The organism is Acinetobacter sp. ESBL14, assembly GCF_036668815.1.
GTDB classification, from domain to species: domain Bacteria; phylum Pseudomonadota; class Gammaproteobacteria; order Pseudomonadales; family Moraxellaceae; genus Acinetobacter; species Acinetobacter gyllenbergii.
This window is the reverse complement of the sequence record NZ_JAZEVS010000001.1, coordinates 701,927-727,018: the sequence shown is the minus strand read 5'-3', so window position 1 is coordinate 727,018 and position 25,092 is coordinate 701,927. Positions and strand designations below refer to the sequence as shown.

The 25,092-nt window shown below is 40.5% G+C and carries 25 protein-coding genes; 9 read left to right on the top strand and 16 right to left on the bottom strand.

All coding sequences use genetic code 11. The features are described from left to right. Positions 1-10 precede the first annotated feature (10 nt). Positions 11-565 (bottom strand): NAD(P)H-dependent oxidoreductase, encoded by a 555-nt coding sequence (locus V6E90_RS03500; RefSeq protein ID WP_332604512.1) that lies wholly within the window; start codon positions 563-565, stop codon positions 11-13. A gap of 124 nt (positions 566-689) precedes the next feature. On the opposite strand from V6E90_RS03500, the gene V6E90_RS03495 reads away from it, so the two are divergent. The 4 genes from V6E90_RS03495 (at position 690) to V6E90_RS03480 (ending at position 4,258) form a co-directional block, all read left to right on the top strand. After that, positions 690-1,025 carry a winged helix-turn-helix transcriptional regulator gene (locus V6E90_RS03495; protein WP_004654415.1) on the top strand — a complete coding sequence of 112 codons (336 nt, stop codon included), beginning with the start codon at positions 690-692 and terminating at the stop codon, positions 1,023-1,025. Between the two features lie 120 nt (positions 1,026-1,145). Then, a complete protein-coding gene (dnaB, locus tag V6E90_RS03490) occupies positions 1,146-2,591 on the top strand; it encodes a replicative DNA helicase (RefSeq protein WP_005204716.1) in 1,446 nt (481 codons plus the stop codon). Between the two features lie 60 nt (positions 2,592-2,651). Further along, entirely contained in the window at positions 2,652-3,725 is a 1,074-nt protein-coding gene (gene alr / locus V6E90_RS03485; protein WP_332604511.1) for an alanine racemase, read from the top strand. A gap of 62 nt (positions 3,726-3,787) precedes the next feature. Then, positions 3,788-4,258, top strand: coding sequence for a DoxX family protein (locus V6E90_RS03480; protein WP_262758395.1), 471 nt, complete (start codon positions 3,788-3,790; stop codon positions 4,256-4,258). Between the two features lie 55 nt (positions 4,259-4,313). Here the strand turns inward: V6E90_RS03480 and V6E90_RS03475 are convergent, their stop codons facing one another. The 4 genes from V6E90_RS03475 to V6E90_RS03460 all read right to left on the bottom strand — a co-directional run bounded on the left by V6E90_RS03475 (position 4,314) and on the right by V6E90_RS03460 (position 8,061). Further along, a complete protein-coding gene (locus V6E90_RS03475; RefSeq protein WP_005293001.1) occupies positions 4,314-5,048 on the bottom strand; it encodes a proteasome-type protease in 735 nt (244 codons plus the stop codon). 16 nt (positions 5,049-5,064) lie between these two features. Beyond that, complete coding sequence (locus V6E90_RS03470) at positions 5,065-5,844, bottom strand: transglutaminase family protein (RefSeq protein ID WP_023270265.1); 780 nt, start codon at positions 5,842-5,844, stop codon at positions 5,065-5,067. After that, positions 5,841-6,443 carry an alpha-E domain-containing protein gene (locus V6E90_RS03465; RefSeq protein WP_016540967.1) on the bottom strand — a complete coding sequence of 201 codons (603 nt, stop codon included), beginning with the start codon at positions 6,441-6,443 and terminating at the stop codon, positions 5,841-5,843. The genes V6E90_RS03470 and V6E90_RS03465 overlap by 4 nt, the downstream gene beginning before the upstream one ends. 67 nt (positions 6,444-6,510) lie before the next feature. Beyond that, entirely contained in the window at positions 6,511-8,061 is a 1,551-nt protein-coding gene (locus V6E90_RS03460; protein ID WP_332604510.1) for a circularly permuted type 2 ATP-grasp protein, read from the bottom strand. A 211-nt stretch (positions 8,062-8,272) separates the two neighbouring features. On the opposite strand from V6E90_RS03460, the gene V6E90_RS03455 reads away from it, so the two are divergent. Next, positions 8,273-9,283, top strand: a complete 1,011-nt coding sequence (locus V6E90_RS03455) for a helix-turn-helix transcriptional regulator (RefSeq protein WP_016540965.1) — start codon at positions 8,273-8,275, stop codon at positions 9,281-9,283. 325 nt (positions 9,284-9,608) lie between these two features. Here the strand turns inward: V6E90_RS03455 and V6E90_RS03450 are convergent, their stop codons facing one another. From V6E90_RS03450 to V6E90_RS03425, 6 genes are all read right to left on the bottom strand, one after another. Then, complete coding sequence (locus V6E90_RS03450) at positions 9,609-9,926, bottom strand: putative quinol monooxygenase (RefSeq protein ID WP_332604509.1); 318 nt, start codon at positions 9,924-9,926, stop codon at positions 9,609-9,611. A 73-nt stretch (positions 9,927-9,999) separates the two neighbouring features. Then, complete coding sequence (locus V6E90_RS03445) at positions 10,000-11,319, bottom strand: adenylosuccinate synthase (RefSeq protein WP_016540963.1); 1,320 nt, start codon at positions 11,317-11,319, stop codon at positions 10,000-10,002. Between the two features lie 59 nt (positions 11,320-11,378). Next, positions 11,379-12,545 carry an ATP phosphoribosyltransferase regulatory subunit gene (locus tag V6E90_RS03440; RefSeq protein WP_332604508.1) on the bottom strand — a complete coding sequence of 389 codons (1,167 nt, stop codon included), beginning with the start codon at positions 12,543-12,545 and terminating at the stop codon, positions 11,379-11,381. A gap of 204 nt (positions 12,546-12,749) precedes the next feature. Beyond that, entirely contained in the window at positions 12,750-13,814 is a 1,065-nt protein-coding gene (locus tag V6E90_RS03435; protein WP_332604507.1) for a hypothetical protein, read from the bottom strand. 90 nt (positions 13,815-13,904) lie between these two features. Next, on the bottom strand, positions 13,905-14,219 hold the full coding sequence (locus tag V6E90_RS03430) for a hypothetical protein (RefSeq protein WP_065342354.1): 315 nt from the start codon (positions 14,217-14,219) through the stop codon (positions 13,905-13,907). A 39-nt stretch (positions 14,220-14,258) separates the two neighbouring features. Next, complete coding sequence (locus tag V6E90_RS03425) at positions 14,259-15,284, bottom strand: type I glyceraldehyde-3-phosphate dehydrogenase (RefSeq protein WP_332604506.1); 1,026 nt, start codon at positions 15,282-15,284, stop codon at positions 14,259-14,261. Positions 15,285-15,541: 257 nt separating this feature from the next. Here V6E90_RS03425 and alaS point away from each other — a divergent pair, with 257 nt between their 5' ends. The 3 genes from alaS to csrA all read left to right on the top strand — a co-directional run bounded on the left by alaS (position 15,542) and on the right by csrA (position 20,080). Beyond that, positions 15,542-18,232, top strand: coding sequence for an alanine--tRNA ligase (gene alaS, locus V6E90_RS03420; RefSeq protein WP_332604505.1), 2,691 nt, complete (start codon positions 15,542-15,544; stop codon positions 18,230-18,232). Between the two features lie 66 nt (positions 18,233-18,298). Then, complete coding sequence (locus V6E90_RS03415) at positions 18,299-19,579, top strand: aspartate kinase (protein WP_016540957.1); 1,281 nt, start codon at positions 18,299-18,301, stop codon at positions 19,577-19,579. A 237-nt stretch (positions 19,580-19,816) separates the two neighbouring features. Further along, positions 19,817-20,080 (top strand): carbon storage regulator CsrA, encoded by a 264-nt coding sequence (gene csrA, locus V6E90_RS03410; protein ID WP_004654447.1) that lies wholly within the window; start codon positions 19,817-19,819, stop codon positions 20,078-20,080. 56 nt (positions 20,081-20,136) lie between these two features. On the opposite strand, the gene rnhB is transcribed toward csrA, so the two are convergent. Then, positions 20,137-20,703: a ribonuclease HII gene (gene rnhB / locus V6E90_RS03405; RefSeq protein ID WP_262758407.1), complete on the bottom strand. Its 567-nt coding sequence runs from the start codon at positions 20,701-20,703 to the stop codon at positions 20,137-20,139. Between the two features lie 38 nt (positions 20,704-20,741). Continuing rightward, positions 20,742-21,125, bottom strand: coding sequence for a hypothetical protein (locus tag V6E90_RS03400; RefSeq protein ID WP_016540955.1), 384 nt, complete (start codon positions 21,123-21,125; stop codon positions 20,742-20,744). A gap of 224 nt (positions 21,126-21,349) precedes the next feature. On the opposite strand from V6E90_RS03400, the gene V6E90_RS03395 reads away from it, so the two are divergent. Then, positions 21,350-21,904, top strand: a complete 555-nt coding sequence (locus tag V6E90_RS03395; protein ID WP_065342359.1) for a cytochrome b — start codon at positions 21,350-21,352, stop codon at positions 21,902-21,904. Between the two features lie 42 nt (positions 21,905-21,946). Here the strand turns inward: V6E90_RS03395 and V6E90_RS03390 are convergent, their stop codons facing one another. The 3 genes from V6E90_RS03390 to V6E90_RS03380 all read right to left on the bottom strand — a co-directional run bounded on the left by V6E90_RS03390 (position 21,947) and on the right by V6E90_RS03380 (position 24,899). Continuing rightward, positions 21,947-22,945: an adenosine deaminase gene (locus V6E90_RS03390; protein WP_332604504.1), complete on the bottom strand. Its 999-nt coding sequence runs from the start codon at positions 22,943-22,945 to the stop codon at positions 21,947-21,949. Between the two features lie 122 nt (positions 22,946-23,067). Continuing rightward, positions 23,068-24,387, bottom strand: a complete 1,320-nt coding sequence (locus tag V6E90_RS03385) for an NCS2 family permease (RefSeq protein WP_262758411.1) — start codon at positions 24,385-24,387, stop codon at positions 23,068-23,070. 326 nt (positions 24,388-24,713) lie between these two features. Next, the gene (locus tag V6E90_RS03380) at positions 24,714-24,899 is read right to left on the bottom strand and encodes a hypothetical protein (RefSeq protein WP_262758412.1); all 186 of its coding nucleotides are present in this window, start codon (positions 24,897-24,899) and stop codon (positions 24,714-24,716) included. Between the last annotated feature and the right edge of the window lie 193 nt (positions 24,900-25,092).

Here is a 25,092-nt window from a genome sequence, read left to right as displayed (position 1 = left end):
TAAAACATCATTAATGCATCGCTAATAAATATTTCACATAATCCTCTGCACTTTGCTCAACATCATTGATTGTAGGTAAAACCTCACCCTCCTCTGGCTGGGTTTCCATTCCATAAAAAGCATAAACAGGCTGATAATCGGCTTTGACATAACGTGCAGTCAATTCAAAAGGAGCACACAAAGTTTCTAAACTCACTTGATGTCGCCCATCCACTGAATAGTCATGTGCTTTACTTCCAGTCGATACTGCAAGGGTTATTTTCTTATTTTTTAACTGATTTCCTACTGAACCATAAGCCCAACCATAAGTCAGGACATCATCTAACCATTGCTTTAATAATGGTGGGCAGTTAAACCAATACACAGGGAACTGAAATACTAGATTCTGGTGCGTTTCTACCAAAGCTTGCTCTTTTAACACATCAATCTGACCATTTGGATAACTTTGGTAAAGCTCATGTACAGTGAACTGCTCAGGATATTGATGTAATTTTTCAATCCAACATTTATTTATTATGGAATTATTGATGTCAGGATGAGCAACAATCACAAGCGTTTTTTTCATTTCAATAGACTCCATTGACCGTACAGTTATAGTGATGAGTCGATTATAAAAGCATACTAGAGATAATTTAAGTACGGTCATGATGGTTATATACTAGACTAAAAGTTAGTGTCAGCAGAGAATAATGGAAACTTGCGCCCCACCCCAAATTGACTTAGAGCAAACAGATTTTGGATATACACTTTCCTTGATCAATGGCAAATACAAAATGATCATCATGTATTGGCTTTATCAGCATAAATCCATCATGCGATTCAATGAGCTAAAACGCTCCATCGGGAATATTTCTTTTAAAACTTTGAGTCTGACCTTGAAAGAAATGGAAAGAGACCAATTGATTATTCGTAAGGAATATCCACAAATTCCACCCAAAGTCGAATACAGCTTATCTGAACGCGGGCTGTCCTTAATTCCATTATTAGACATGATGTGCCAATGGGGTGCATCCAATCGGCTCTAACTGCTGAACCACACTTTTTCGCCACTTACACAATTTTCACTGAATTAAATTGTGCCGATACGCTCCATTTGGATTAAGATAGTCACTCGGTATTGTTTCATCTTTTTATTAGGTCTTGTTATGTCACAGGCGAATGCCAATTTTACAAAAAATTCTCCAAACACAGAGAGTAAAGTGAGTGACTCAGGTCAGCTAAAAGAATTCCGTACCCCACCGCATAACCTAGCCATCGAGCAAGCGGTCTTAGCAGCCTTAATGACGGTTGCAGAATCTTTTGAGCAAGTTAGTGACTTACTTAAAGAAAATGATTTTTATGCAACACGTCACAAATATATCTATCGTGCCATTGAGAAACTGGCACAAGAAAACTCGCCTTATGATGCTGTTTTGGTCAATGATTGGTTGCTCAAACAAAACTTGTTAGATGCCATCGGTGGTGAAGAATACTTGATGCAATTGATGGCAGACTCTCCATCAAGTTTCTATAACCTTGAAATTTATGCAAATAAAATCAAGGAATTTTCAACTCTGCGTAACATGATCAAAATCAGCAGTGATATTTTACAAAATGCCTATGACACCAAAGGTCGCCCTGTCAGTGAGATTCTTGATTTAGCAGAAACCAGTATTTTCTCTTTGGCCGAACAGCACAATAACAATAAAAAAGATTCTGGGCCTAAATCCATCAGCTCTGTAACCGCAGATGTCATTACTAAATTAGATGAATTGTCTAAACTTGATGGCAACATTACCGGTTTAACCACGGGCTTCTTGGAACTCGATAACAAAACCTCGGGAATGCAGGCTGGGGATTTAATTATTGTTGCGGCACGTCCATCAATGGGTAAAACCACATTCGCCATGAACTTGGTTGAAAGTGTACTGCAATACAACCGCCTACCTGCTCTGGTATTCTCGATGGAGATGCCAGCAGACTCGATTGCCATGCGTTTGATTTCAGCCATGGGTAAAGTCCATCAAGGGCATTTACGTTCAGGTAATCTCGATGCAGACGAATGGACCAAAGTGACAGGCACCATTCTGCAATTGCAAGAAATGCATCTCTATATCGATGACTCGTCTGCCCTACCACCCACCGAACTTCGTGCCCGTGCGCGTCGTGTGGCCAAAATGCATGATGGGAAAATCGGCTGTATCATGGTCGACTACTTACAGCTGATGAAAGTACCTGGTATGGGCGATAACCGTGTCGGCGAGATCTCGGAAATTTCACGAAGCTTAAAAGCCTTAGCCAAAGAAATGCAATGTCCTGTGATTGCACTATCGCAGCTGAACCGTAGTTTGGAGAACCGACCAAACAAACGCCCAGTCATGTCAGACTTGCGTGAATCGGGTGCGATCGAGCAGGATGCCGACTTGATCATGTTCATTTACCGTGATGAAGTCTATAACAAAGAATCTAAAGAAGCAGGCACTGCCGAGATTATCATCGGTAAACAGCGTAACGGTCCAATTGGTAGCGTTCGTCTTGCCTTCGAAGGCCAATATACCCGTTTTAGTAACCTCTCGCCTGAGTTCTATGCTCAATATGAGGATGAGGAATAAGCCCTTCGCGATTCAAATTGCATTATCTCATTTCCTAGCCGACCCAAAGGAGAAATCAGGGTGCGCCAAGCAACAGTTTATATTGACAGTGCAGCACTGCAATATAATTTAAACCGTGTTAAACAACTTGCTCCACATTCAAAAATCGTCAGTATGGTCAAAGCCAATGCCTATGGACATGGAGTTAAGAACTGTTTAGCCGCCTTAGAGGCCACGGACGCTTTTGGTGTCGCCTGTTTAGAAGAAGCTTTGGAGATCAGGCAACTGGGATATACTCAACCCATTACCCTGATTGAAGGTGTATTTGCTGAAGATGAAATGACACAAGTTATTGAACAGAAACTTGAATGTATTGTCCATCACGCACAACAAGTTGAATGGTTGATTCAACATAAAACCGCTTACAACACATTAGGCTTAAAAGTTTGGGTCAAATTAAATAGCGGCATGAACCGCTTAGGTTTCAAAGTCGATGAAATCATTAAAGTCATTCAACGTTTAAAAACTGAAGGTTTTACCTGTGTACTTGCCATGCATTTTGCCAATGCTGATGTAGAGCATCCTTTAAATGAACAGCAGAAACAGCAGTTCTTACAGGTCAAACAAGCCTGTGAACCAATCTTGGTGTCTTGCTGTAATTCTGCTGCAATTTATAAATATCCTGAACTGCATTTTGATTTTGTTCGTCCCGGTATCATGCTTTACGGCGCATCACCTTTTGCCGATAAAAACGTACATGAACTCGATCTAAAGCCTGTCATGACCTTTAGTGCCGAAATCATTGCACTGAATCAGATTCAACAAGGTGAGTTAGTCGGTTATGGTTCAACCTATTCAGCCACATGTCCGACAGAGATCGCGATTGTTTCGATTGGCTATGGTGACGGCTATCCACGTGCGTATATCAAACAAAACTTTGTTGCCATCGACCAACAACTGGTCCCCGTTGTTGGTCGTGTCAGTATGGACATGATCGCGATTGATATCAGCACTGTTAAAGCAGAAATTGGCACAAAAGTTGAGCTTTGGGGCCAATCTCGCTTGGTTGATGATGTAGCAGCAGCCAACGGAACCATCGGCTACGAGCTACTTTGCCGCCTCACCCAACGCCCAATACGTCAATTAGATAACTAAACATGACTTGATCAATTTTTGGGTTTTACCTCTAATAAGGGTTTTAACCCATCCGATTCAGCATGTTCAAACTAATTTACGATAATCCGCTTTATAAAATGCCGATCCAGCAATTGGTTCTGTTTATGATCCGAATTTCGATCGGCATTTTTTTCTTTACTACAGGTTTCAACAAGCTTTTCGTTGAAAAAAACAAACTGATTATGCTGGAAACGATGACCGAAGCAGGCATTCCATTTCCAGAAATCATGAGCAGCTTTGTGTCAGCCACGGAGATGTTCGCAGGTTTATTCTTGATTATCGGTTTGTTAACTCAAATCAGTAGTATCTTGTTATTTATAATCTGTCTAACCGCTTTATACACGGTTGGGATCCATACCATCCCCAATGGATTAGACACGATAAGTTGGCTTAGTTGGTTCTTCTACATCCATGACCTGTTGTATATGTTTATTCTTGCGATACTGATTACATCTCGACCAAGCATCTTGTCGCTGGATCGCATCCTAAGCAAAAACAGACCAACCTCTTAGGATAATTCCCTCTCAAAAGGCTCTATGCATTCTTTTGAGAGAGACTTAACGGAAGTTATAAACCGTAGTCAGCAGTTGGTTTTGGCAATTCTTGCAAACCACGGCGCAAAGTCTCTGACCATTGTTTACTGATTTGGGTAAAGTAAGGATCATCTTCACCAATACGCTTACCTTCTGGAATTATAAAACTGTCTTTATGGTAAACCAAGGCATCTAAAGGTAGGCCGACTGAAACGTTAGATCGCAAAGTTGAATCAAAAGATATGAGTGAACAACGTAGAGCATCATCTAAGGGCATATCATAGTACAAGGCACGATCTAAAATCGGTTTTCCATACTTACTTTCACCAATCTGAAAATAAGGCGTATCAATGGTTGCACAAATAAAGTTGCCCTGCGGATACACATTATACAGCTGCATTTCTTCGCCTTGAATCTGCCCGCCGACCAATATGCTACAAGAATAATTCATCTGTTCTTGCGTATCGCTGGTAATATCTTCAAGCACTTTACGTAAGGTTTTACCCACCAGCTCAGCCACTTCAAACATGGTATTGGCACTATATAAGTTGGGTTCTTGGTGCAGCGCCAAAGCATTTTGCAAATGTCCTATCACAGCCTGAGTCGTTGCTAGATTACCCGATGTTTGTAGCGCAATAAAACGCTCGCCTTCCACTCCAAAGGTATGCAATTTGCGAAATACAGAAATATGATCGACCCCAGCATTGGTTCGAGTATCACTAATCAATACCAAACCCTGCTCTAATCTTAATGCACAACAATAGGTCATCTTTCACTCTTTATACTTAACATGCCAAAACCTGTACCACAGACATCATGCTTTCCACCCCACCTTGCTCACGTATGCCACGCACTGGTGCCACATCTAAGTAGTCGCGCCCGACCGCGACATAAATATGATTTTGGGGTGTAAATATCTGGTTACTTACATCGAAACAATACCACTCATTATCCACAAAAATCTCGGCCCATGCATGACTGGCAAGGTGCGGTTGATTTTCATCGTAGATATAGCCTGATACATAACGCGCTGGTAATTGTAGCGCACGACACATGGCAATTAATATATGTGCATGATCTTGGCAAACCCCCTGACCTGCATAAAATGCATCAATTGCAGAGGTCGTGACTGAAGTACTTTCTGGTTGATAAGGTACTTGTTCTAGAATTTTTTCAGATAAAACAATCAAGTGCTGCCGATCTTTTGTCGTCACAATCGAATGTGCGAAATCCGACATGGTCAGGTCACAGCAAGTCATCGCAGTTCGCTGTAAAAAAATCATCGGTGAAATATCGGTCTCGACATAACCCAACTCCGTCGCATGCAAATCGACCACACCTTGCGCCATGATGGTCAGATATCGATAATCATGGCGTTGTGTTGCAGTAATCCACAAATTGTTAAACGCATCACGCTGACATGAATATTGTCCAGGCACACTGATATGCCAATTTTCAATGCTTTGATGCCGAGAACTCTGTGGCATCATTTTGATTGACTGGACACTATTCCGTGCAACTTCGCTATAGCGATAATGCGTCTGGTGATTGACCATAAGTTTCATGAGGATGCCTCAAATTGATTTTCCAATTTATAGGTAAATGCATAAAACTGACTCAAGTATGGCTGTTGTTTTAAAACCTCCCAACAGGGTTGTAAATCTTGCCATCCCAACTGGAATAACTGTTCAAGCGTCGGATCTATGGTATCAAATACCGTATGAAGATTATGTTGAAATCTAAAATAGGTATCGATTTGCTCAATACATTGCCCAATATGAAAGAATAGAAAAATATCTTCTTGTTCTGCTTTTAGGATCTCACAACAATTTTGCACCACAGTTTGAATCGCGAATCCATCCGCAGCCGTACTTTTAATCAAATAATTCAGTTCCGCATAGGCTTGTGCCGTCAATAAACCTCTTAATTCCTGAATATTGTCACGTGCAATCTCAAGTTGGCTTAACAAGGAATAAGGCTGCTGTCGGTCTAACATGAATTGGTTCAAGTTCTCTGCATCTTCAATATGCAAACAAAGTGCTTGTGCAAATTTTGAAGCCTGCTGATCATCTACAAAAGGTAGCTGTTCTGCCACATAGGCAATGCGGAATAAATAACGTCCTAACCAGTAAATATGTTGAGCACTTGAACTAAGTAAAAGCATAAATTTCCTCCCTTTTCTTTATATAAATGCCACAGCCCAGCTTACATCCAAGCTGTGGATATACCGCTTAGGAACGCAAGCTTTCAACCACCCAAGTATCTTTAATTCCTCCACCTTGAGAAGAATTAACCACCAAAGAACCCGCCTGCATAGCAACGCGTGTTAATCCACCTGGCACAATTTCAGTACGATAAGGTGAGCTGAGTACAAAAGGACGTAAATCAATATGGCGTTCGGCCACGCCTTCCATGGTCAGTGTTGGTGCAACGGAAAGTGCCAATGTCGGTTGGGCAATATATAAATGCGGTGTTTCAATCAATTTCTGTCTAAAACAATCGATTTGTTGTTGATCTGCTTGCGGACCAATCAACATGCCATAACCACCAGAACCTTGTGCTTCTTTAACCACCAGTTTTTCTAAATTGCTCAGCACATAATCAAGTTGCTCAGCCTCTCGGCATTGATAAGTGGGCACATTATTTAAAATCGGTGCTTCGCCTAAATAAAATTGAATCATTTGATCGACATAAGGATAAATCGATTTGTCATCTGCAACCCCAGTTCCGGGCGCATTGGCGATCACAACATTATGTTGTAGATAAGCAGACATTAAGCCAGCCACACCTAAGCTGCTATCAGGCCTAAAGCTAAGTGGATCAAGAAAATCATCATCAACACGGCGATAAATCACATCTACCTGCTGACGACCACGAATAGTTTTGACATAAACTTTCTCATCTTCAACAAATAAATCCCGACTGGTCACCAGTGGTACATCCATTTCCCGTGCTAGAAATGAATGCTCATAATAGGCGCTGTTAAAACGTCCAGGCGTAAGCACCACAATCAAAGGCCGATCAACATAGGCATTTTCTTCCAAAATTGCTCTTAACAGACTTGGATATTGCTCAATCCCTTGTAAATTATTGCTACTACATAAATCAGGCATCAGTTTCTGACTGATTTTGCGGCTTTCCAGCATATAAGACACACCCGATGGTGTACGTAAATTATCTTCCAATACAAAGAAATCGCCTTGACCATCACGAATGATGTCAATCCCACTGATTTGCGAATAAACCTTCCCTTTCAACTGATGCTTTAACATGTGTGGCTGAAAAGCCTCATGGGCAATCACTTGTTCCGCAGGAATTAAGCCTTCTTTTAAAATATGCTGACCATGATAGATATCGTCTAAAAATAAATTCAGGGCTTTTACCCGTTGTGCACAGCCTGTTGCAATTTTTTCCCATTGTTTCTTTTCAATCACACGTGGAATAAGGTCATACGGAATGGTTCGTTCTGCGCCCTCCTGATCACCATAGACATTAAAGGTAATCCCTTGATAGAGAAAATGCTGCTTCGCTTGTGCTTCTAAACTCTTTAAATCCTCCAGGCTACGAATACTTAACCATTGTTCAATTTTTTTCGATGCTTCACCGTTAAAACTTTTATCATCTAACATTTCATTAAAAAATTGCGATTTCAGTTGCTCAAATAGATTTGTGCTGACATTGAGCTGAGGAATAAATGTAGACGTATCAACGGGAACTGCTATATTTGGTTCTGCTGTAAAATAATCTGTACTGATATGTAGGCTGTTCTCTTGTTCTGACATAGAAACCTCGTCTCATCATTTATTTATATTTAAACAAAGCAATTTCAATGCCACTTATATAAATGATCAATTTTCAATCAGAACTAGAATATTTAAGCAAAAATGCCCCCATTTCAGTCGTAAATACGTAATCTGGATCAGATGGACTTGATAATTAAGTATAGTTTTTTTATTGTGTCTGCTTTAGACCATTGAATTACGTATTACGCTTATGTCATCCGTACAAGAAAAAGAAACATCCAATAGCCTTTATCGCCAATGGCAAATTTTATCCCGCCTTTCAACTGGGAAATGGATGGGTACTCGTGAATTACAAGAAATATTAGAACGAGAAGGTATTGATATCAGTTTGCGTACAATCCAGCGTGATTTAAACCAGATTGCCCAACGCTTCCCGATTGAAAGCAATAAAACCGTGCCTCAAGGTTGGCGTTGGCGCTCGGATGCACCGATTCAGAGCTTGCCACATATGACCAGCTCACAAGCCGTTACGTTTATGATGGTCGAAGAACATTTACGTCACTTGCTTCCACCGAGTTTATTAGAAGAAATGACACCTTGGTTTGACCTCGCCAAACGTAGTTTATCGACCCAGAACAATGTCAGACAATGGATCAACCGTGTGCGTATTGTGCCGGCAACTCAACCACTGATTCCACCAGTAGTCGATAAACACGCGCAACAGGCGATTTACGAAGGTTTATTACAAGACAAACAGATCGAATGTATTTATCGTGCCCGAACTCATCAAGGTGAAGATAAGAGCTATATCCTCAATCCATTAGCCTTGGTTCAAAAAGGTGCAGTGATTTATTTAATCTGTACCCGCAATGATAAAACTGACGTACAGACTTTTGCATTGCACCGCTTTAAGGCAGCAACGGTATTGGAAAGCCGTGCCTTACATCCTGTGAACTTTGAAATTGATAATTATATTGAATCTGGCGCACTCGGATTCCGCGTTGACTATAACAAGCCAACTGAACAAATTCAGTTAAAGCTAACGATGACCGAAAGTACAGCCAAAAGTTTCTATGAAAGCCAACTAAGTAAGGATCAAATCATCCAACACTTAGAAGAGAATATCGTTGAAGTTTCTGCAACGGTTCCATTTACTTCACAACTGGTCTGGTGGCTTAGAAGCTTTGGTAAAAAAATCCTCAATATCGAGCCTGCAGCGGTCTACAATGCAGTCAAAGAAATCGAAGATCAATCCCAATAAAAAAGAGAACCTCACGGTTCTCTTCGTTTTTTTATAAATTTTATTATCAAACACTCAGTATTATTTTTATTGTTTAAATGTTCAAACCAACCTCTCTCCCCGCCTTGATCAAAATTGGTTTGTACCTTTTTAAGCGCTTTGATTTAAATTAACATCGGCACGCTAATTCATAGCCATTGTAGCGGATTCTCTTTTTGGTCATGCTTCAACCCTCTTTGTTTGAACGTAGAATCACTATAACGAGGATTATTTGGGCTGTGAAATAACAAAGATTGGAATCAAAATCTAATTTTTTGCTATTACTGATTTTTGAGTCAAGATGAACCTATCTATCTTCTTTATCAGACAACAAAACTTCGAAGCGATGCAAATGGGTAAAACGCCCAGCCTGTATTTGATATTGATCAATTTGTGGGACTAAGCGCTGAAAATGTTCCGATTGTACATGTAAATCCAATGCCTCACGATCTATCCATTCTTCAATAAAAACAAAATGTCCTGTTTGCTTATGATCATGATACAGATCATAGGCAATACAGCCTGCTTCAGTTCTCGTTTTCTCTACCAATTCTTGATAAAGCGCTAACACTTCATCAATTTTATCTGGCTGGATATAGTCTTCAGCAATCAGTTTTAACGCCATCTCGCTCTGCCTAAATATTTCCCATAAAAAAAGCTCTCAAATTCATGAGAGCTTTTTTTATCATCTATTCAGCTTATGCTGAAAACGGATGACGCAATACAATTGTTTCTGCACGGTCAGGACCAGTTGAAACGATATCAATTGGGCAACCAATTAAAGTTTCAATACGACGTACATATGCCAATGCATTTGCAGGAAGTTGATCAATTTGAGTCAGACCTACGGTTGATTCGCTCCAACCTGGCATGGTTTCATAAATTGGTTTCAAGCTTTCGAATGAAATCGCATCAGAAGAACCTGCACAGCCTGAATCTACATCTTCATAGCCTACACAGATTTTTACTTCTTCTAAACCGTCTAATACATCAAGCTTCGTTAAGCAAATACCAGATAATGAGTTCACGTCAACCGAACGACGTAAAATCTCAGCATCGAACCAACCACAACGACGTTGACGACCAGTAGATGCACCAAACTCATGACCAACTGTACCTAAGTGACGACCAATCGCATCACCTGTATCTGTTGCTGCATCATAATGCAACTCGGTTGGGAATGGACCCGCACCTACGCGTGTTGTATATGCTTTGGTAATACCCAATACATAATCTAAATGCAATGGACCCATACCTGAGCCAGAGCTTACGCCACCTGCAGTGGTGTTTGAACTGGTTACAAATGGATAAGTACCATGGTCGATGTCAAGCAATGAACCTTGCGCACCTTCAAACATGATTGCCTTACCTTCTTTGCGGTAATTATGCAGTACAGTCGTTACATCAATCACTAATGGTGCAAGCACTTCACGCCATTCGTTGCACAATGCAAGTACGTCTTCAAACTTAACTTCCTCAACGCCATAGAATTGAGTAAGTTGGAAGTTATGCAGCTCAAGCATTTCCTGAAGTTTTTCTTCAAGCAAAGCACCACCACGAATCAAGTCTGCAACGCGTACAGCACGACGTGCAACTTTGTCTTCGTAAGCTGGACCAATACCACGACCTGTCGTACCAATCTTGGCATTCCCACGTTTTTTCTCACGTGCTTGGTCAAGTGCGATATGGTTTGGCAAGATTAATGGGCAGTTTGGAGAAATACGTAAACGTTCTTTAACAGGTACGCCTTCTTGTTCCAAAATCGCCATTTCTTTAATTAGGGCTTCAGGAGAAAGAACGACACCATTCCCGATTAAGCACAATACGTTTTCACGTAAAATACCTGATGGAATGAGGTGTAATACAGTCTTCTTACCACCTACGACAAGCGTATGACCTGCGTTGTGTCCGCCTTGATAGCGTACTACCGCAGCCGCTTGATCTGTGAGCAGGTCGACGATTTTACCTTTTCCTTCGTCGCCCCATTGGGTACCAAGTACCACAACATTTTTGCCCATAATAGCCTCATTACATCATGCTGTTAAAATTGGAAACCAAGTTTTAAATCACTTGGCAATTAAATTTTTTCAATTACCCATTGTCCATTTTGAGCCACCAACTGATGGGTCGCATATGGTACTGAGCTTAAATCATCATTACCCAACAACTGCACCACACGTGAACCATTGCCACGCGCCTCTGCAATTGCATTTAATAAATCTTGATCATTGCCCTTCGGTGCCACCACAGTTTCAATTTCAACAAACTGTGTCGCGCCTAAGGCATATAAATCACAACTAAATCCGGTTGCTGGACGTGCACGTCCAAAGTGTTCACCGATACCATCATAACGACCACCTTGAGCCAGTGGTGCTGCACGATTTGGTGCATAAATGGCATACATTAAACCTGTATGGTAGTGATAACTACGCAACTCCACCACGTCGATGCCAACATTGAGGTCAGACCAACGCAATTGGATTTGTGCCAATGTCGATTTCAAAGCATCTAATGCGGTTTTAAAATCAACATCATTTAAAATATCTTGGCTTAAATGCGTTTGTAATGCATCCAGATCACTTGCATAACGACCTAATGCATAAAAATCCGCACCCATACTTAAATCTTGAGTGAACGCTTCCAATTCTGGCAATGCTTTACGCTGATATAAATCAGAAAGTTCACTTTCTGTATTTTTATTTAAACCAGCACGCTTAACCAAGCTACGGAATAAACCCACATGACCTAGATCTAAGTGAGCCCCTTCTAAAGTATGGGTATGCTCAATTAATGCGAGCATAACATTGATCATTTCAACATCGGCTTCAATGCTGTCATGACCATACAACTCTGCACCTAACTGTAAGGGTGCACGTGTTGCATTAAAATTCTGTGGTTTGGTATGCAATACTGAGCCTGCATAGCAATAACGTGCCACACCTTCAATTGGTCGAACATGGGCATCAATACGCGCAACTTGCGGTGTCATATCTGCACGAACGCCAAGTAGACGACCTGAAAGCTGATCAATAACTTTGAAAGTGACTAAATCTAAATCTTGATTAGATTCTGAAAGTAGCGAGAGCGATTCGATGTATTCAATAAATGGCGTATACACCAATTGATAACCTCGAACTGCGAGGAAATCTAACGCTTCTCGACGCAAGGTTTCAACCACTTGCGCTTGTTCTGGCAATACATCTGCTACCCCGTCAGGGAGCAACCATGTCTCTGAAATGGCCATGTTCCAAACCTAAAATCTGTTCAATGTGGAAGCATCCACACAAAAAGCAACCACATAAAAAAATCGGGTGAATGCCCGATTCAGCGTAGTGTAGCACGAAGATTTATGTGATGCACCTTTGAATTTGAATAATTCTTTATACTTCAATTCATAGAGCAATCAATCATCTTGAAAAAATTAACGAGTATATTCAATAGATTGAAACTACTCCTTGCTCGTATACGTCCACGTTCTTAATCCAAAGAACTGCCTAACATCTGAACGATCCCCCTGCTTCCAATTAATCAGATTTAATTTTTTGATTGCATCAGCAGCCTGAGTATTGAATGCAAAACAGCCGTTCTCTAATTTGGCATTATTTAAACGTTGATTTTGCTTCATCGATAAATCAATTGGGGTATCTCCACCTTGATAAGGATGACTTTTCTCATAGGCTAAATGCTTGTCAGCATCCCATAACTGACCTGAAGTGAATTGGCTATTGGTACTTTGATTTTCGCTATTCCCCAATCTACTGTATGCTTCTACCGTCTCTAAATTTTCTAATGCAATGAGGTTATAGCCATGCCACTTTGTATCTAAAAGTCTAAAATATTTTTTATCTTCATCCAGATTATTATATAGATCGACAATTTGTCGCTTCTGCTCATCAAAAGATGAAAAATCAGAAAATGAAAAATCTGACTCTAGATATGCTTGATTCCACTGGGTCTCTTTTAAACGATAACAATAACTATTTTTAGGAAATACAGCATTTTTATAGGTCGAATAAAATTTAATTAAATTCTGGTCAAGTCGTTCTGGGTTTACTGTTAAATCAACATGATCTCTATAACCCGGCATTACTCGATCAAAGATATTTTCACCTTCTAATTTTACCAATTGAAAGTTTAAATTCTGCTTAAGTTCCGGTGTACGCTCATACAACCATTGCGTAGAAGATATTCGCTTAACGATGTTTGTTTGTGGCGTACCTTTCTCCAATATTTTAGTTTCAGTCAATATTGGTCGATCTAAAGGAATATTATGAGATTTGGTGAAATTAATCTGATTATTTTTAACCGAATAGTTTGTGATCTCAAAATAGTCTTCAATAATATTGTCAGAAATCCTTGGTGCCTGATAATAAACTTGATAAAGCACATCGTCTTGAGTTGGTTTCCCTTCAACCCTAGATTCATTACTTTGATCAGACCCACCTCCACATGCCGTTAGAATAAGGCTTGTTGAGATAATCACGATACCTTTATTTTTTAAATTAAGTTCCATACCATCACTTTTTAGTTAAATCTTATTTATTATGAACAAGCCTATGATATATAATTAGCATTATATAATACAAAGAAAAATTAATAATTTTTAAATACTTTTATTCCCACTTTTAACCATAATTTCCAAAACATTCACTAGCTCAACATTCTGTTTTTCCAATGCAGTAATATTTGCCACAGTACGGTCTAAAACTTCTTGTTGGACATGCATCTTCTTGGCAAGATCCTGCATGATTTCCAGACTCTTTTTCAGATGCAACTCTAGGTGTATCACCTTTTCTTCAAGTTGTTGCACCTGACTATCTGAGTTTGGTACGTCTACGCTTTTAAGCTGAAACCAGAATAAAAAAGCCACCGCCACCAATAAAACAGCAATAAATCCCCAAATCAACATCAATGTCATGCGACACCCCAGATTATTTTTTATATCTTATTTAAAATATTAATCACAAAAAGTTTCACACAAATCTAACAAGCGATTTGCATAACCCCATTCATTATCATACCACGCAAAAACTTTTGCTTGATGCCCCACCACCATGGTTTGAGTTAAATCTACAATCAAAGAATATGGTGAATGATTAAAATCACTTGAAACCAAATCCTCATCCGTCACTTGCATAATCTGAGCATAATCAAATTGCGCCGCTTTGCTCAAAACTTCATTGACTTTGTGCACGGTAATCGGTGAATGTGAAACAAAAGTCAGATCAATAGCAGCCACATTAATGGTCGGCACGCGAATAGAATAACCATTAATCCGATCTTCCATTTTTGGCATGACTTGTTTTAACGCACCTAAAGCACTCGATGTGGTTGGAATAATATTTTGCCCTGATGCGCGTGCACGACGTAAATCTCGGTGCGCATGATCCAAAACCGATTGATCGGCTGTGACCGCATGGATTTCTGTCATTAATGCGGTATCAATACCAAAGGCATCATCAATAATTTTGACCAACGGCACTAAGGCCTGCGTAGTACACGACACACTGGAGATGATTTGATCTGTGGCTTTCACATCATTGTGATTAACACCATAGACAATCGCAGCATCGACAGAATCAAAAGGCGCAGCGCCGATAATCACACGCTTGGCCCCTGCCTCAACATGACGAGTCGCATCAGCACGTGAACGGAATAGACCGGTACATTCAAGCACCACATCAATATCTAAGTCGGCCCAAGGCAATAATTCTGGCTGAGCCTGCTTAAAAACCTGTAGTTTTAACTGACGTTGATTGGACTGAATATTCAAAAAAATATGTTGATTTTCAATTTGAATTTCAACTTGACCAGCAAAACGACCATGCGTGGTGTCGTATTTAAACAAATGCACCAAAGTCTGCACATCAGCAATATCATTAATGGCAACAATATCAAACTGAAATTGCTTAGGACTCTCAAACCACGCACGTAATACATTCCGACCAATTCGACCAAATCCATTGATAGCGATACGTTGCATGTAGCGTCCTTATTCATCAAAACATCATCTTTTCTATGCTATATGGTAAAACATCAAGCGCATTGTTGAATATAGATTTTTAGCTTAAACACAGTTTTATATGATATTGCTTGTAAAATCGTTGGTGAGGCAGGTATTTTCCGTTATAATTTAGCACTTTTAAAATCTATGCCACGCACTGGGTTCGATTGTAGAACATTAGACACAACGTACCTTGTTGCATATAGCCAAATTCAAAATTATGGAGTGTCTTGGTTGTGAGTACTCGCTTTATGACATCAGCTGAAATCCGTGAAGCATTTTTGCGTTATTTCGAATCGCAAGGGCATACACGTGTCGCTTCGAGTTCTCTCGTTCCCGCCAACGACCCAACTTTGCTGTTTACCAATGCTGGTATGAACCAGTTTAAAGATTGTTTCTTAGGTTTAGAAAAGCGCGACTATGTCCGTGCTGTTTCATCACAAAAATGTGTACGTGCTGGCGGTAAGCACAATGACCTTGACAACGTCGGTTATACAGCACGTCACCATACTTTCTTTGAAATGTTAGGTAATTTCTCTTTTGGTGATTATTTCAAACAAAATGCATTGAAATTTGCTTGGGAATTTTTGACCAGCGAACAGTGGTTAGGCTTACCGAAAGATCGTTTATATGTCACGGTTTATCATACCGATGATGAAGCATTTGATATCTGGAACAAAGAAATCGGGATCGATGCTGAACGTATTATCCGTATTGGCGATAACAAAGGTGGCCAATACGCATCAGATAACTTCTGGGCAATGGGTGACACAGGTCCTTGTGGTCCATGTTCTGAAATTTTCTATGATCATGGTGACCATATTTGGGGTGGCTTACCAGGCACACCAGAAGAAGATGGTGATCGTTTCATCGAAATCTGGAACAACGTTTTCATGCAGTTCAACCGTACTGCGGATGGTGTCATGCACCCTCTTCCGGCACCTTCTGTGGATACAGGTATGGGCTTGGAGCGTATTTCGGCTGTACTGCAACATGTCAATTCAAACTATGAAATTGACCTGTTCCAACACTTATTAAAAGCTGCTGCTGACATCATTGGTTTAGATACCACTGCCATTGAAGCTGAAGCGAAAGCACAAAATAAACCCGTTGAATATCCAGCATCGTTAAAAGTGATTGCAGACCATGCACGTTCATGTTCATTCTTGATTGCTGACGGTGTTAATCCTTCAAATGAAGGTCGTGGTTATGTATTGCGTCGTATTATTCGTCGTGCCGTACGTCATGGTAACAAGTTAGGTGCAACAGGTTCATTCTTCTATAAGATGTTGCAACCGCTGATTGACGTGATGGGCGATGCTTATCCAGAACTTGCTGCACAGCAAGCACGCATCGAAGCACAGCTTCTTAAAGAAGAAGAGCAATTCGCGAAAACACTTGAGCAAGGCTTGAAATTGCTCGAAGGTGAATTAGCTCAACTGAAAGGCAATGTGATTGCTGGTGAAACTGTATTTAAACTGTATGACACTTACGGCTTCCCGACTGACTTAACGGCTGATATTGCACGTGAGCGTGATCTGACGATTGACGAAGCTGGCTTCGAAGTTGAGATGGCTGCACAACGCCAACGCGCACGTGATGCGGGTAAATTCGCAGTTGACTACAACAGCATTGTCAAAGTTGAAGGCGAAACTCAATTTGATGGCTATGATGCGACTCAAGGCCAAGGTCAAATTGTTGCGATCTATAAAGATGGCGTTCAAGTTGATGAAATCAACGAAGGTGACGAAGCACTGATCGTATTGAACCAAACCCCTTTCTATGCAGAAAGCGGTGGTCAGATTGGCGATACAGGTATTTTCAAAAACGATACCGGTATCTTCGAAGTACAAGATACCAAAAAATCTGGTGGCGCTTTTGTACACCAAGGTATCGTGACCATGGGTAGCCTCAAAGCAACTCAACCTGTTGAAGCAACGGTTAAAGCAGATATTCGTGCAGCAACAGCACGCAATCACTCTGCAACTCACCTTTTACATGCAGCTTTACGTCAGATTCTTGGTGAGCATGTTCAACAGAAGGGTTCTTTGGTTGCCAGCGATATTTTACGTTTCGACTTTGCCAATGACCAACCCGTTTCATTTGAACAATTGCAGCAGATTGAACGTTTAGTCAATGCTGAAGTGATTGCCAATACAGCGGTAAGCACTGAACTGCTTGATATCGAAACAGCAAAAGCCAAAGGTGCGATGATGCTGTTCGGTGAAAAGTATGGTGAAGAAGTTCGCGTGCTGTCTATGGGTTCAGTGATTGATGAGAAAAACTTCTCGATCGAACTGTGTGGTGGTATTCACGTAAAACGCACAGGTGATATTGGCCTGTTCAAAATCACCTCTGAAGGTGGTGTCGCTGCTGGTGTTCGTCGTATTGAAGCGGTGACGGGTACTAAAGCACTTGACGTAGTTCAAAAAGCTGAAACTGATATCCAAACCATCAATGCTTTATTGAAAGCACAAAAAGAGCAAACCGTAGAGAAAGTTGAAGCGATTGTTGAAACTGCTTCTAGCCTACAAAAGCAAATTGAACAATTGAATCAAAAGTTAGCCAGCTTCCAAGCAGCTGAACTTTTGGATCAAGTCAAAGACATTGCGGGTCGTCAAACCTTGATTACCACGGTACAAGGTTTAGATGCCAAATCATTACGCAATCTTCATGACAGCGTAAAATCAAAATTAGAAGATGCAGTCATTATTTTAGCTGGTGTTGAAGGTGATAAAGTGAGTTTAATCGCCTCTGTCGCTAAACAATACACTGCAACTCTAAAAGCAGGTGACATCATCAAACACTTGGCTCAAGAGCTGGGTGGTAAAGGTGGTGGTAAACCTGACTTAGCACAAGGTGGCGCGCCACTTAACGAGAAGTTTGATCAAGTCATTGCAGCTTTACCTGCATGGCTTGCGCAATAATAAAGACTTCACTTTTGTGTAACTGACCCTGATGCCTCTCAGGGTCATGGCTTATATGGAACAACTATGGCTTTAATCGTTCAAAAATATGGCGGTACCTCTATGGGTACTCCTGAGCGCATTTTAAATGTTGCTCATCGTGTCAAGCGTTGGCATGATCATGGTCACAAAGTGGTCGTGGTTGTATCAGCAATGAGTGGTGAAACTAACCGCTTACTTGCGCTTGCCAAGGCCATTACCAGCACCCCTGACCCACGTGAATTAGATCAAATGGTGTCAACGGGTGAACAAGTAACGATTTCCATGTTAGCAATGGCACTGAATTCAATTGGTGTAGAAGCGAAGTCATATACAGGTCGTCAAGTTGGGATTAAAACCGACAGCGCATTTACTAAAGCACGTATTGAATCGATTGACACCGATGTCATGACTGCAGATTTAGATGCTGGTCGTGTCATCGTCGTTGCTGGTTTCCAAGGTTATGATGCCAATGGCAATATCACCACTTTGGGTCGTGGTGGCTCTGACACTTCAGGCGTTGCACTTGCTGCGGCCTTGAAAGCAGATGAATGCCAAATCTATACCGATGTGGACGGTGTTTATACAACCGACCCACGTGTAGCACCAAAAGCGAAAAAAGTTGACCGTATCTCTTTTGAAGAAATGCTGGAAATGGCATCTTTAGGTTCAAAAGTGTTACAAATCCGCTCTGTTGAATTCGCAGGCAAATATCAAGTTCCATTACGCGTATTATCAAGCTTTGATAACGAAAATGATGGCGCATTTGATGATGATTTCAAACAAAACGTAGGCACACTAATTACCACTGAGGCAGAAGACGATATGGAACAACCAATCATTGCAGGTATTGCATTTAACCGTGACGAAGCAAAACTAACGATTTTGGGTGTTCCTGATGAGCCAGGTATTGCCTCTAAAATCTTGTCACCGATTAGCAATGCCAACATCGAAGTGGATATGATTATCCAAAACGTTGAAGAAGATGGCACAACTGATTTTACTTTTACCGTGAATCGTAACGACTTGGCAAAAGCAAAAGCAATTTTAGAACAAACTGCAAACAGCATCGAAGGTTGTGAAGTTGTAACACGTGATGACATCGTAAAAGTGTCAATCGTAGGTGTCGGTATGCGTTCACATGCGGGTGTAGCGAGCAAAATGTTCACTGCATTGGCAGAAGAAAGCATTAATATTCTCATGATTTCTACATCAGAAATCAAAGTTTCTGTCATCATCGAAGAAAACTACTTGGAATTGGCAGTTCGTTGTTTACATACAGCTTTTGGTCTAGACCGTGAACACGGCGAAAGCAGTGCTCGTGCTTAATTAATAGCTGCTTAAACATATTTACTCGCAAGTAAATAAGAAAAAAAACAGAGCCACTATAGTTTTTTTAATAGTGGCTCTGTTATATTAGCCTTGAGGTTTTTAAGAAGCTTCTCACAGAACTTACTAAAAAAAATGTTTTTTACATATTTCTGTTAGAATTTTCTGTATATTAGGCTGTGCTTTCAAACAATGAATTCCCTGTCGCAAGTTTAAGCGTTTAGCAAGGAGATAAACATGCTGATTCTGACCCGTCGTGTCGGAGAAACATTAATGATTGGGGATCAAGTCAGTGTTACTGTGCTTGGCGTAAAAGGCAATCAGGTGCGTATTGGTGTAAATGCTCCAAAAGAAGTTTCTGTGCATCGTGAGGAAATTTACCAACGTATCCAGCATGAGCGTGCCATGCATGAGCATCTGCAACATCTTGATCAAGATTATCAACATTCTTATGAAGAAGAGAATAATGAGTTCCCTCGTCATAACAACTTCAATCGTTAATGCGCAGAATGCTTCTCGAATGATTAAAGCGACTATTCTTAGTCGCTTTAATTGTTTTATAGACCCAAAACTTTCTTGACTGGCCCATAACTGCGGCGATGTTCATCAATTACACCATGGGCCGCAATGGCTTCAAAGTGTGCTTTAGTTGGATAGCCTTTGTGCTTGGCAAAACCATAATCAGGAAATTGTTGGTCAAGTTCCTGCATTTGACGATCACGCGTCACTTTAGCCAGAATACTCGCTGCACTGATTTCGGCATGACTCGCATCTCCACCAACAATCGCTTCACAAGGAATGCTAATTCCTTTTGGAATCTGATTTCCATCCACGATCACTTTGACAGGTTGAGTTGCCAAGCCTTCCACTGCACGACGCATGGCAAGAAACGTGGCTTGTAAAATATTCAGCTCATCAATTTCAGTATGACTTGCTTCAGCAATTGACCAAGCTAATGCCTTTTCCTGAATTTCAACAAAAAGCTTTTCCCGTTTTTTTTCGGTTAGCTTTTTAGAGTCATTTAAGCCTTCAATCGGATTATTTGGATCTAAAATGACTGCGGCAGCAACAACAGAACCTACTAAAGGTCCACGCCCCGCCTCATCTACACCTGCAACTCTCATAAAAAATCTCTAAAGGCTGATGACTCAGCCTATTCTGCTTAACTAGCTTTTTGTAAAGTTTCTGCTACACAAGCATTCACAGTTTGCGAAACAACTTGAGTCACAATGGTCGCACGCGCAGTTGGGTCAATAGCAGCCGTCGCTAATTCAACCGCAGTCACGCTGTTTGGTGCCTTTTCGCTGACACAGCCACACACTTCAGTTTGAATATTGTCGCGCTGTTCCGCTGTCATCAAACGGGTCGCTGTTTTCCAAGCTGGAAGTGCATTGATTTCATTAATACATTTTGCATTTACTGCAACTTTCAATGCCGCCATACCTAACTGCTGAGAAGTTGCTCCAGCCGAATTACTTCCATCTGGCGTAACACATCCTGTTAAAGCTAAAACAACAGGGGCAACAATAAGCACCAACTTTTTCATGATTTCTAACCTGTATCTAAATTTTGGCAGGCGTATTGTGCCTAAATGATACGTTTTATGATATGACTCAGCGCGATCTTTACATAATATAACAATCACACGCCATTTATAAGCTTTACACCGTTCTACTCATAAAACGCTCCGTTACATTTACACTGTAGGAGAATGAAAAAGCGCTATCTATTATTAAAAATAATTACCTATAACAAAGCCAGGATGTTGCAATGTCAACCTCAGCACAATATTACACGCGTACGGCACAAGTTATTCACTGGCTCATGGCTGTTATTTTCATTGCCGCCTGGTTGATTGGCTTCTACAGTGGCAACTTCCTCAGCTATGATGTTGACGGAAGCTTTAAAGGCAATGTGATTACGCTACATAAGAATATCGCGACCACCATCATTTTCTTGGTTGTGATTCGCATTTTTTGGCGTTATACCCACCCTGCACCTCAACTACCAGACACCATGTCTCCGCTGATGAAAACTTTGGCACATGTTGGACATTTCCTGCTGTATTTAATGCTACTCGCACTGCCAATTACAGGCTGTTTATTTAGCTGGAGCGCTGGACACCCTGCACCTGTTTTATATTTATTCGAAATTCCACGCCTAGTACAAGACAATCCAGACTTACTTGCAATTGTTAAACCAATTCACATTTATCTCTCATGGTTTGCGGGTTTATTGGTTGCAGGACATGCTTTAGCGGCAATCAAACATCACTTGATTGATAAAGATAATGTCCTACTCAGTATGTTGCGCCAACCCAAATAAATTTCCATGCATAAAAAAAACCGCTTTACGCGGTTTTTTTATTTAAATTTGTTTTACTTCAGCAATCCACTTCTGTTTTTCTTCATCTGAAATAAATGAAGCTTCGAAAGAATTAATTGCCAACTGTTTTAACTCATCATTGTTTAAATCCAAAGCCTGCTGAATCGCAACAAAGTTGTCATTCATATAACCACCGAAATATGAAGGATCATCCGAGTTCACAGTAACATGCACGCCCTTCTGTAATAAACGACGGATATTGTGATCAGCCATATCGTTGACGACACAGAGTTTTAAATTACTCAAAGGACAAACGGTTAATGGCATTTTCTCAGCGATTAAACGTGTCATCAGAACTTCGTCTTCTTCTGAGCGCACACCATGGTCAATACGATTCACTTTCAGCAAGTCCAGCGCTTCCCAGATATATGCTGGTGGACCTTCTTCACCTGCATGCGCCACAATCAAGAAACCTGCTTCACGTGCTTTGGCAAAAACACGTTCAAATTTCGCTGGAGGATGCCCAACTTCACTTGAGTCTAAACCAATCGCGATAATATCATCTTTAAATGGCAATGCCTGTTCCAGCGTTTCAAATGCTTTTTCTTCGCTTAAATGGCGCAAAAAACACATGATCAACTGAGAACTGATCCCTAACTTTTGTTTTGCATCTGTACAGGCACGTTTTAAACCAGCCAACACGGTTGCAAACTCAACCCCACGCTCAGTATGCGTTTGTGGGTCAAAGAACATTTCGGTATGTACGACACGGTCTTCAGCACATTTTTCAAAATATGCCCAAGCCAGATCATAAAAATCTTGTTCATGCACCAGCACGTTCGCGCCTGCATAATAGATATCAAGGAATGATTGAAGATTATGGAAGTTATAGGCTTGCTTCACTTCTTCAACCGATTGATAAGGAATCTGAATCTGATTACGCTGTGCAATAGCAAACATCAGTTCTGGTTCAAATGTCCCTTCAATATGCACATGCAATTCGGCTTTGGGTAAAGCACGAATCAGCTCGATTTGATTCATATTAACTCCACGTCTAAAGAAAAAAGGGTGTTATCGAAATAACGCCCTTTAAGCTCTCTTGAAAATGAGCCATTACAACAACAGCTCAAAAAGAGAATGATAAAAGAATAGCGATGTTTTGCTTAGCCACCAAATGCAACAAATTTAAACACCCACAGCGCCGCAATAATCCAGACCATATAAGGAACTGTCTTTGCTTTTCCTGTCAGTAATTTAACCAACGCATAGCTGATAAAGCCCATCGCAATACCATCCGCAATTGAATAGGTAAATGGCATAAATACGATGGTTAAAAATGCAGGAACTGCTTCAGTAATATCATCCCAATCAATATGTGTAATCCCTTGGATCATCAACACACCAATAAATAATAATGCAGGTGCAGTTGCAAAACCTGGAACAGATTGAGCCAATGGTGCCAAGAACAAGCAACCAATGAATAGGAATGCAACAACGACTGCGGTTAAACCCGTACGTCCGCCAGCTGCAACACCCGAAGCAGATTCAATATAAGGCGTTGTTGAAGAAGTACCTAAAGCAGCACCGGCAACAATTGCAGTTGAGTCAGCAAATAAGGCTTTCTTCAAGCGTGGCAATTTACCATCTTGCAGTAAGCCTGCACGATGTGATACACCCACCAAGGTTCCAGTACTGTCAAATAAATCGACAATAAAGAACACAAAAATCACCCCAACCATACTGGCAGTAAATAGACCTTCAAAGTCCATTTGCATGAATGTCGGTGCTAGAGAAGGAACTTGACCAACAACACCTTTAAACTCATTCAAGCCCATTGCAGTTGCAATTGCAGTCACCACCAAAATACTGAGGATGATGGCGCCACGGACTTTAAACTGATGTAAAACCACAATCATCAAGAAGCCAAATAAGGCCAATAAGACTGTTGGTTGCTTAATATCCCCAAGCCCCACTAAAGTCGCTGGATTATCAACAATAATGCCTGCATTTTTCAGAGCAATTAAGGCAAGGAATAAACCAATACCACCACCAATTGCAAATTTCAGAGACATTGGAATTGCATTGACAATCGCTTCACGGATTTTAAAGAAGCTGATTGCAAGGAAAACCAAACCTGAGACAAAAACTGCAGCAAGTGCAGTTTGCCAAGGCACGCCCATGCCTAAACAGACTGAATAGGTAAAATAAGCATTTAAGCCCATCCCAGGTGCAAGTGCGATTGGGTAGTTCGCAATAATCCCCATGACCAAACACCCAATTGCTGCAGCCAAACAGGTCGCAACAAACACAGCACCGTGATCCATACCAGTTTCTGAAAGAATGAGTGGGTTTACAATGATGATGTAACACATCGTCAAGAATGTAGTTACACCTGCTAGAACTTCTGTTCTAAAGTTGGTTTTGTTATCGCTCAATTTAAATAAGCGTTCTAGCAAACCAGCCGAAGCATTAGGCGTTGTCATAACATAGCACCTGTTGAAATCTAAGATCGTAGAATGTGAAATCTATACGTTTGTGTTTGCAATCTTTTTTGAATGTACACAAAAAGGTATACAAGGCTCAAAGCAATCTATATGCCAGTTTTGCACTTGCTACGCAGAGGATATGTATAGATTCGATTCCGATATCAAAACGTAAAAAGCCGCATCTCAAAATGCAGCTTTTTATTTAATGGTAAATATTTTAACAGATTCTACTCAAAACTTGAGTATCACAATACAAAAAAAGCGCATTTCATGCCCAATCTCGGATCATTGAGCTAACAATGCTCTCATATTCCTCACTAAAACTAATGCGTACGCTGATATGAGGATAAATGCGTATGAGGACTATGTTGTATTGTGTTCAAGCTGCTTTCAGCATCTTGAACAATTTTAAGTAGTTCTTGGCGTTTTTTTGTTTGAGCATCCACATAAGCGACATAACCCAAAATGAGCACAAAAAAGGTCAAGATGATCGTAATTTTAATCTTCATTATTATTATCTCTATTATAAAGTTTTCTTTAATGCTAACAAAAAAGAAGAGAAACGAGAACAAAAACGCATATTAAAATCACAAATGATAACTACATCACAATTATATAGTTATTTTCATAATTTATTTGCTTAATTTTTACTCAATCAAATATTAGAATATTCCAGTTTTTTTTGCAATGACTTTTTATATA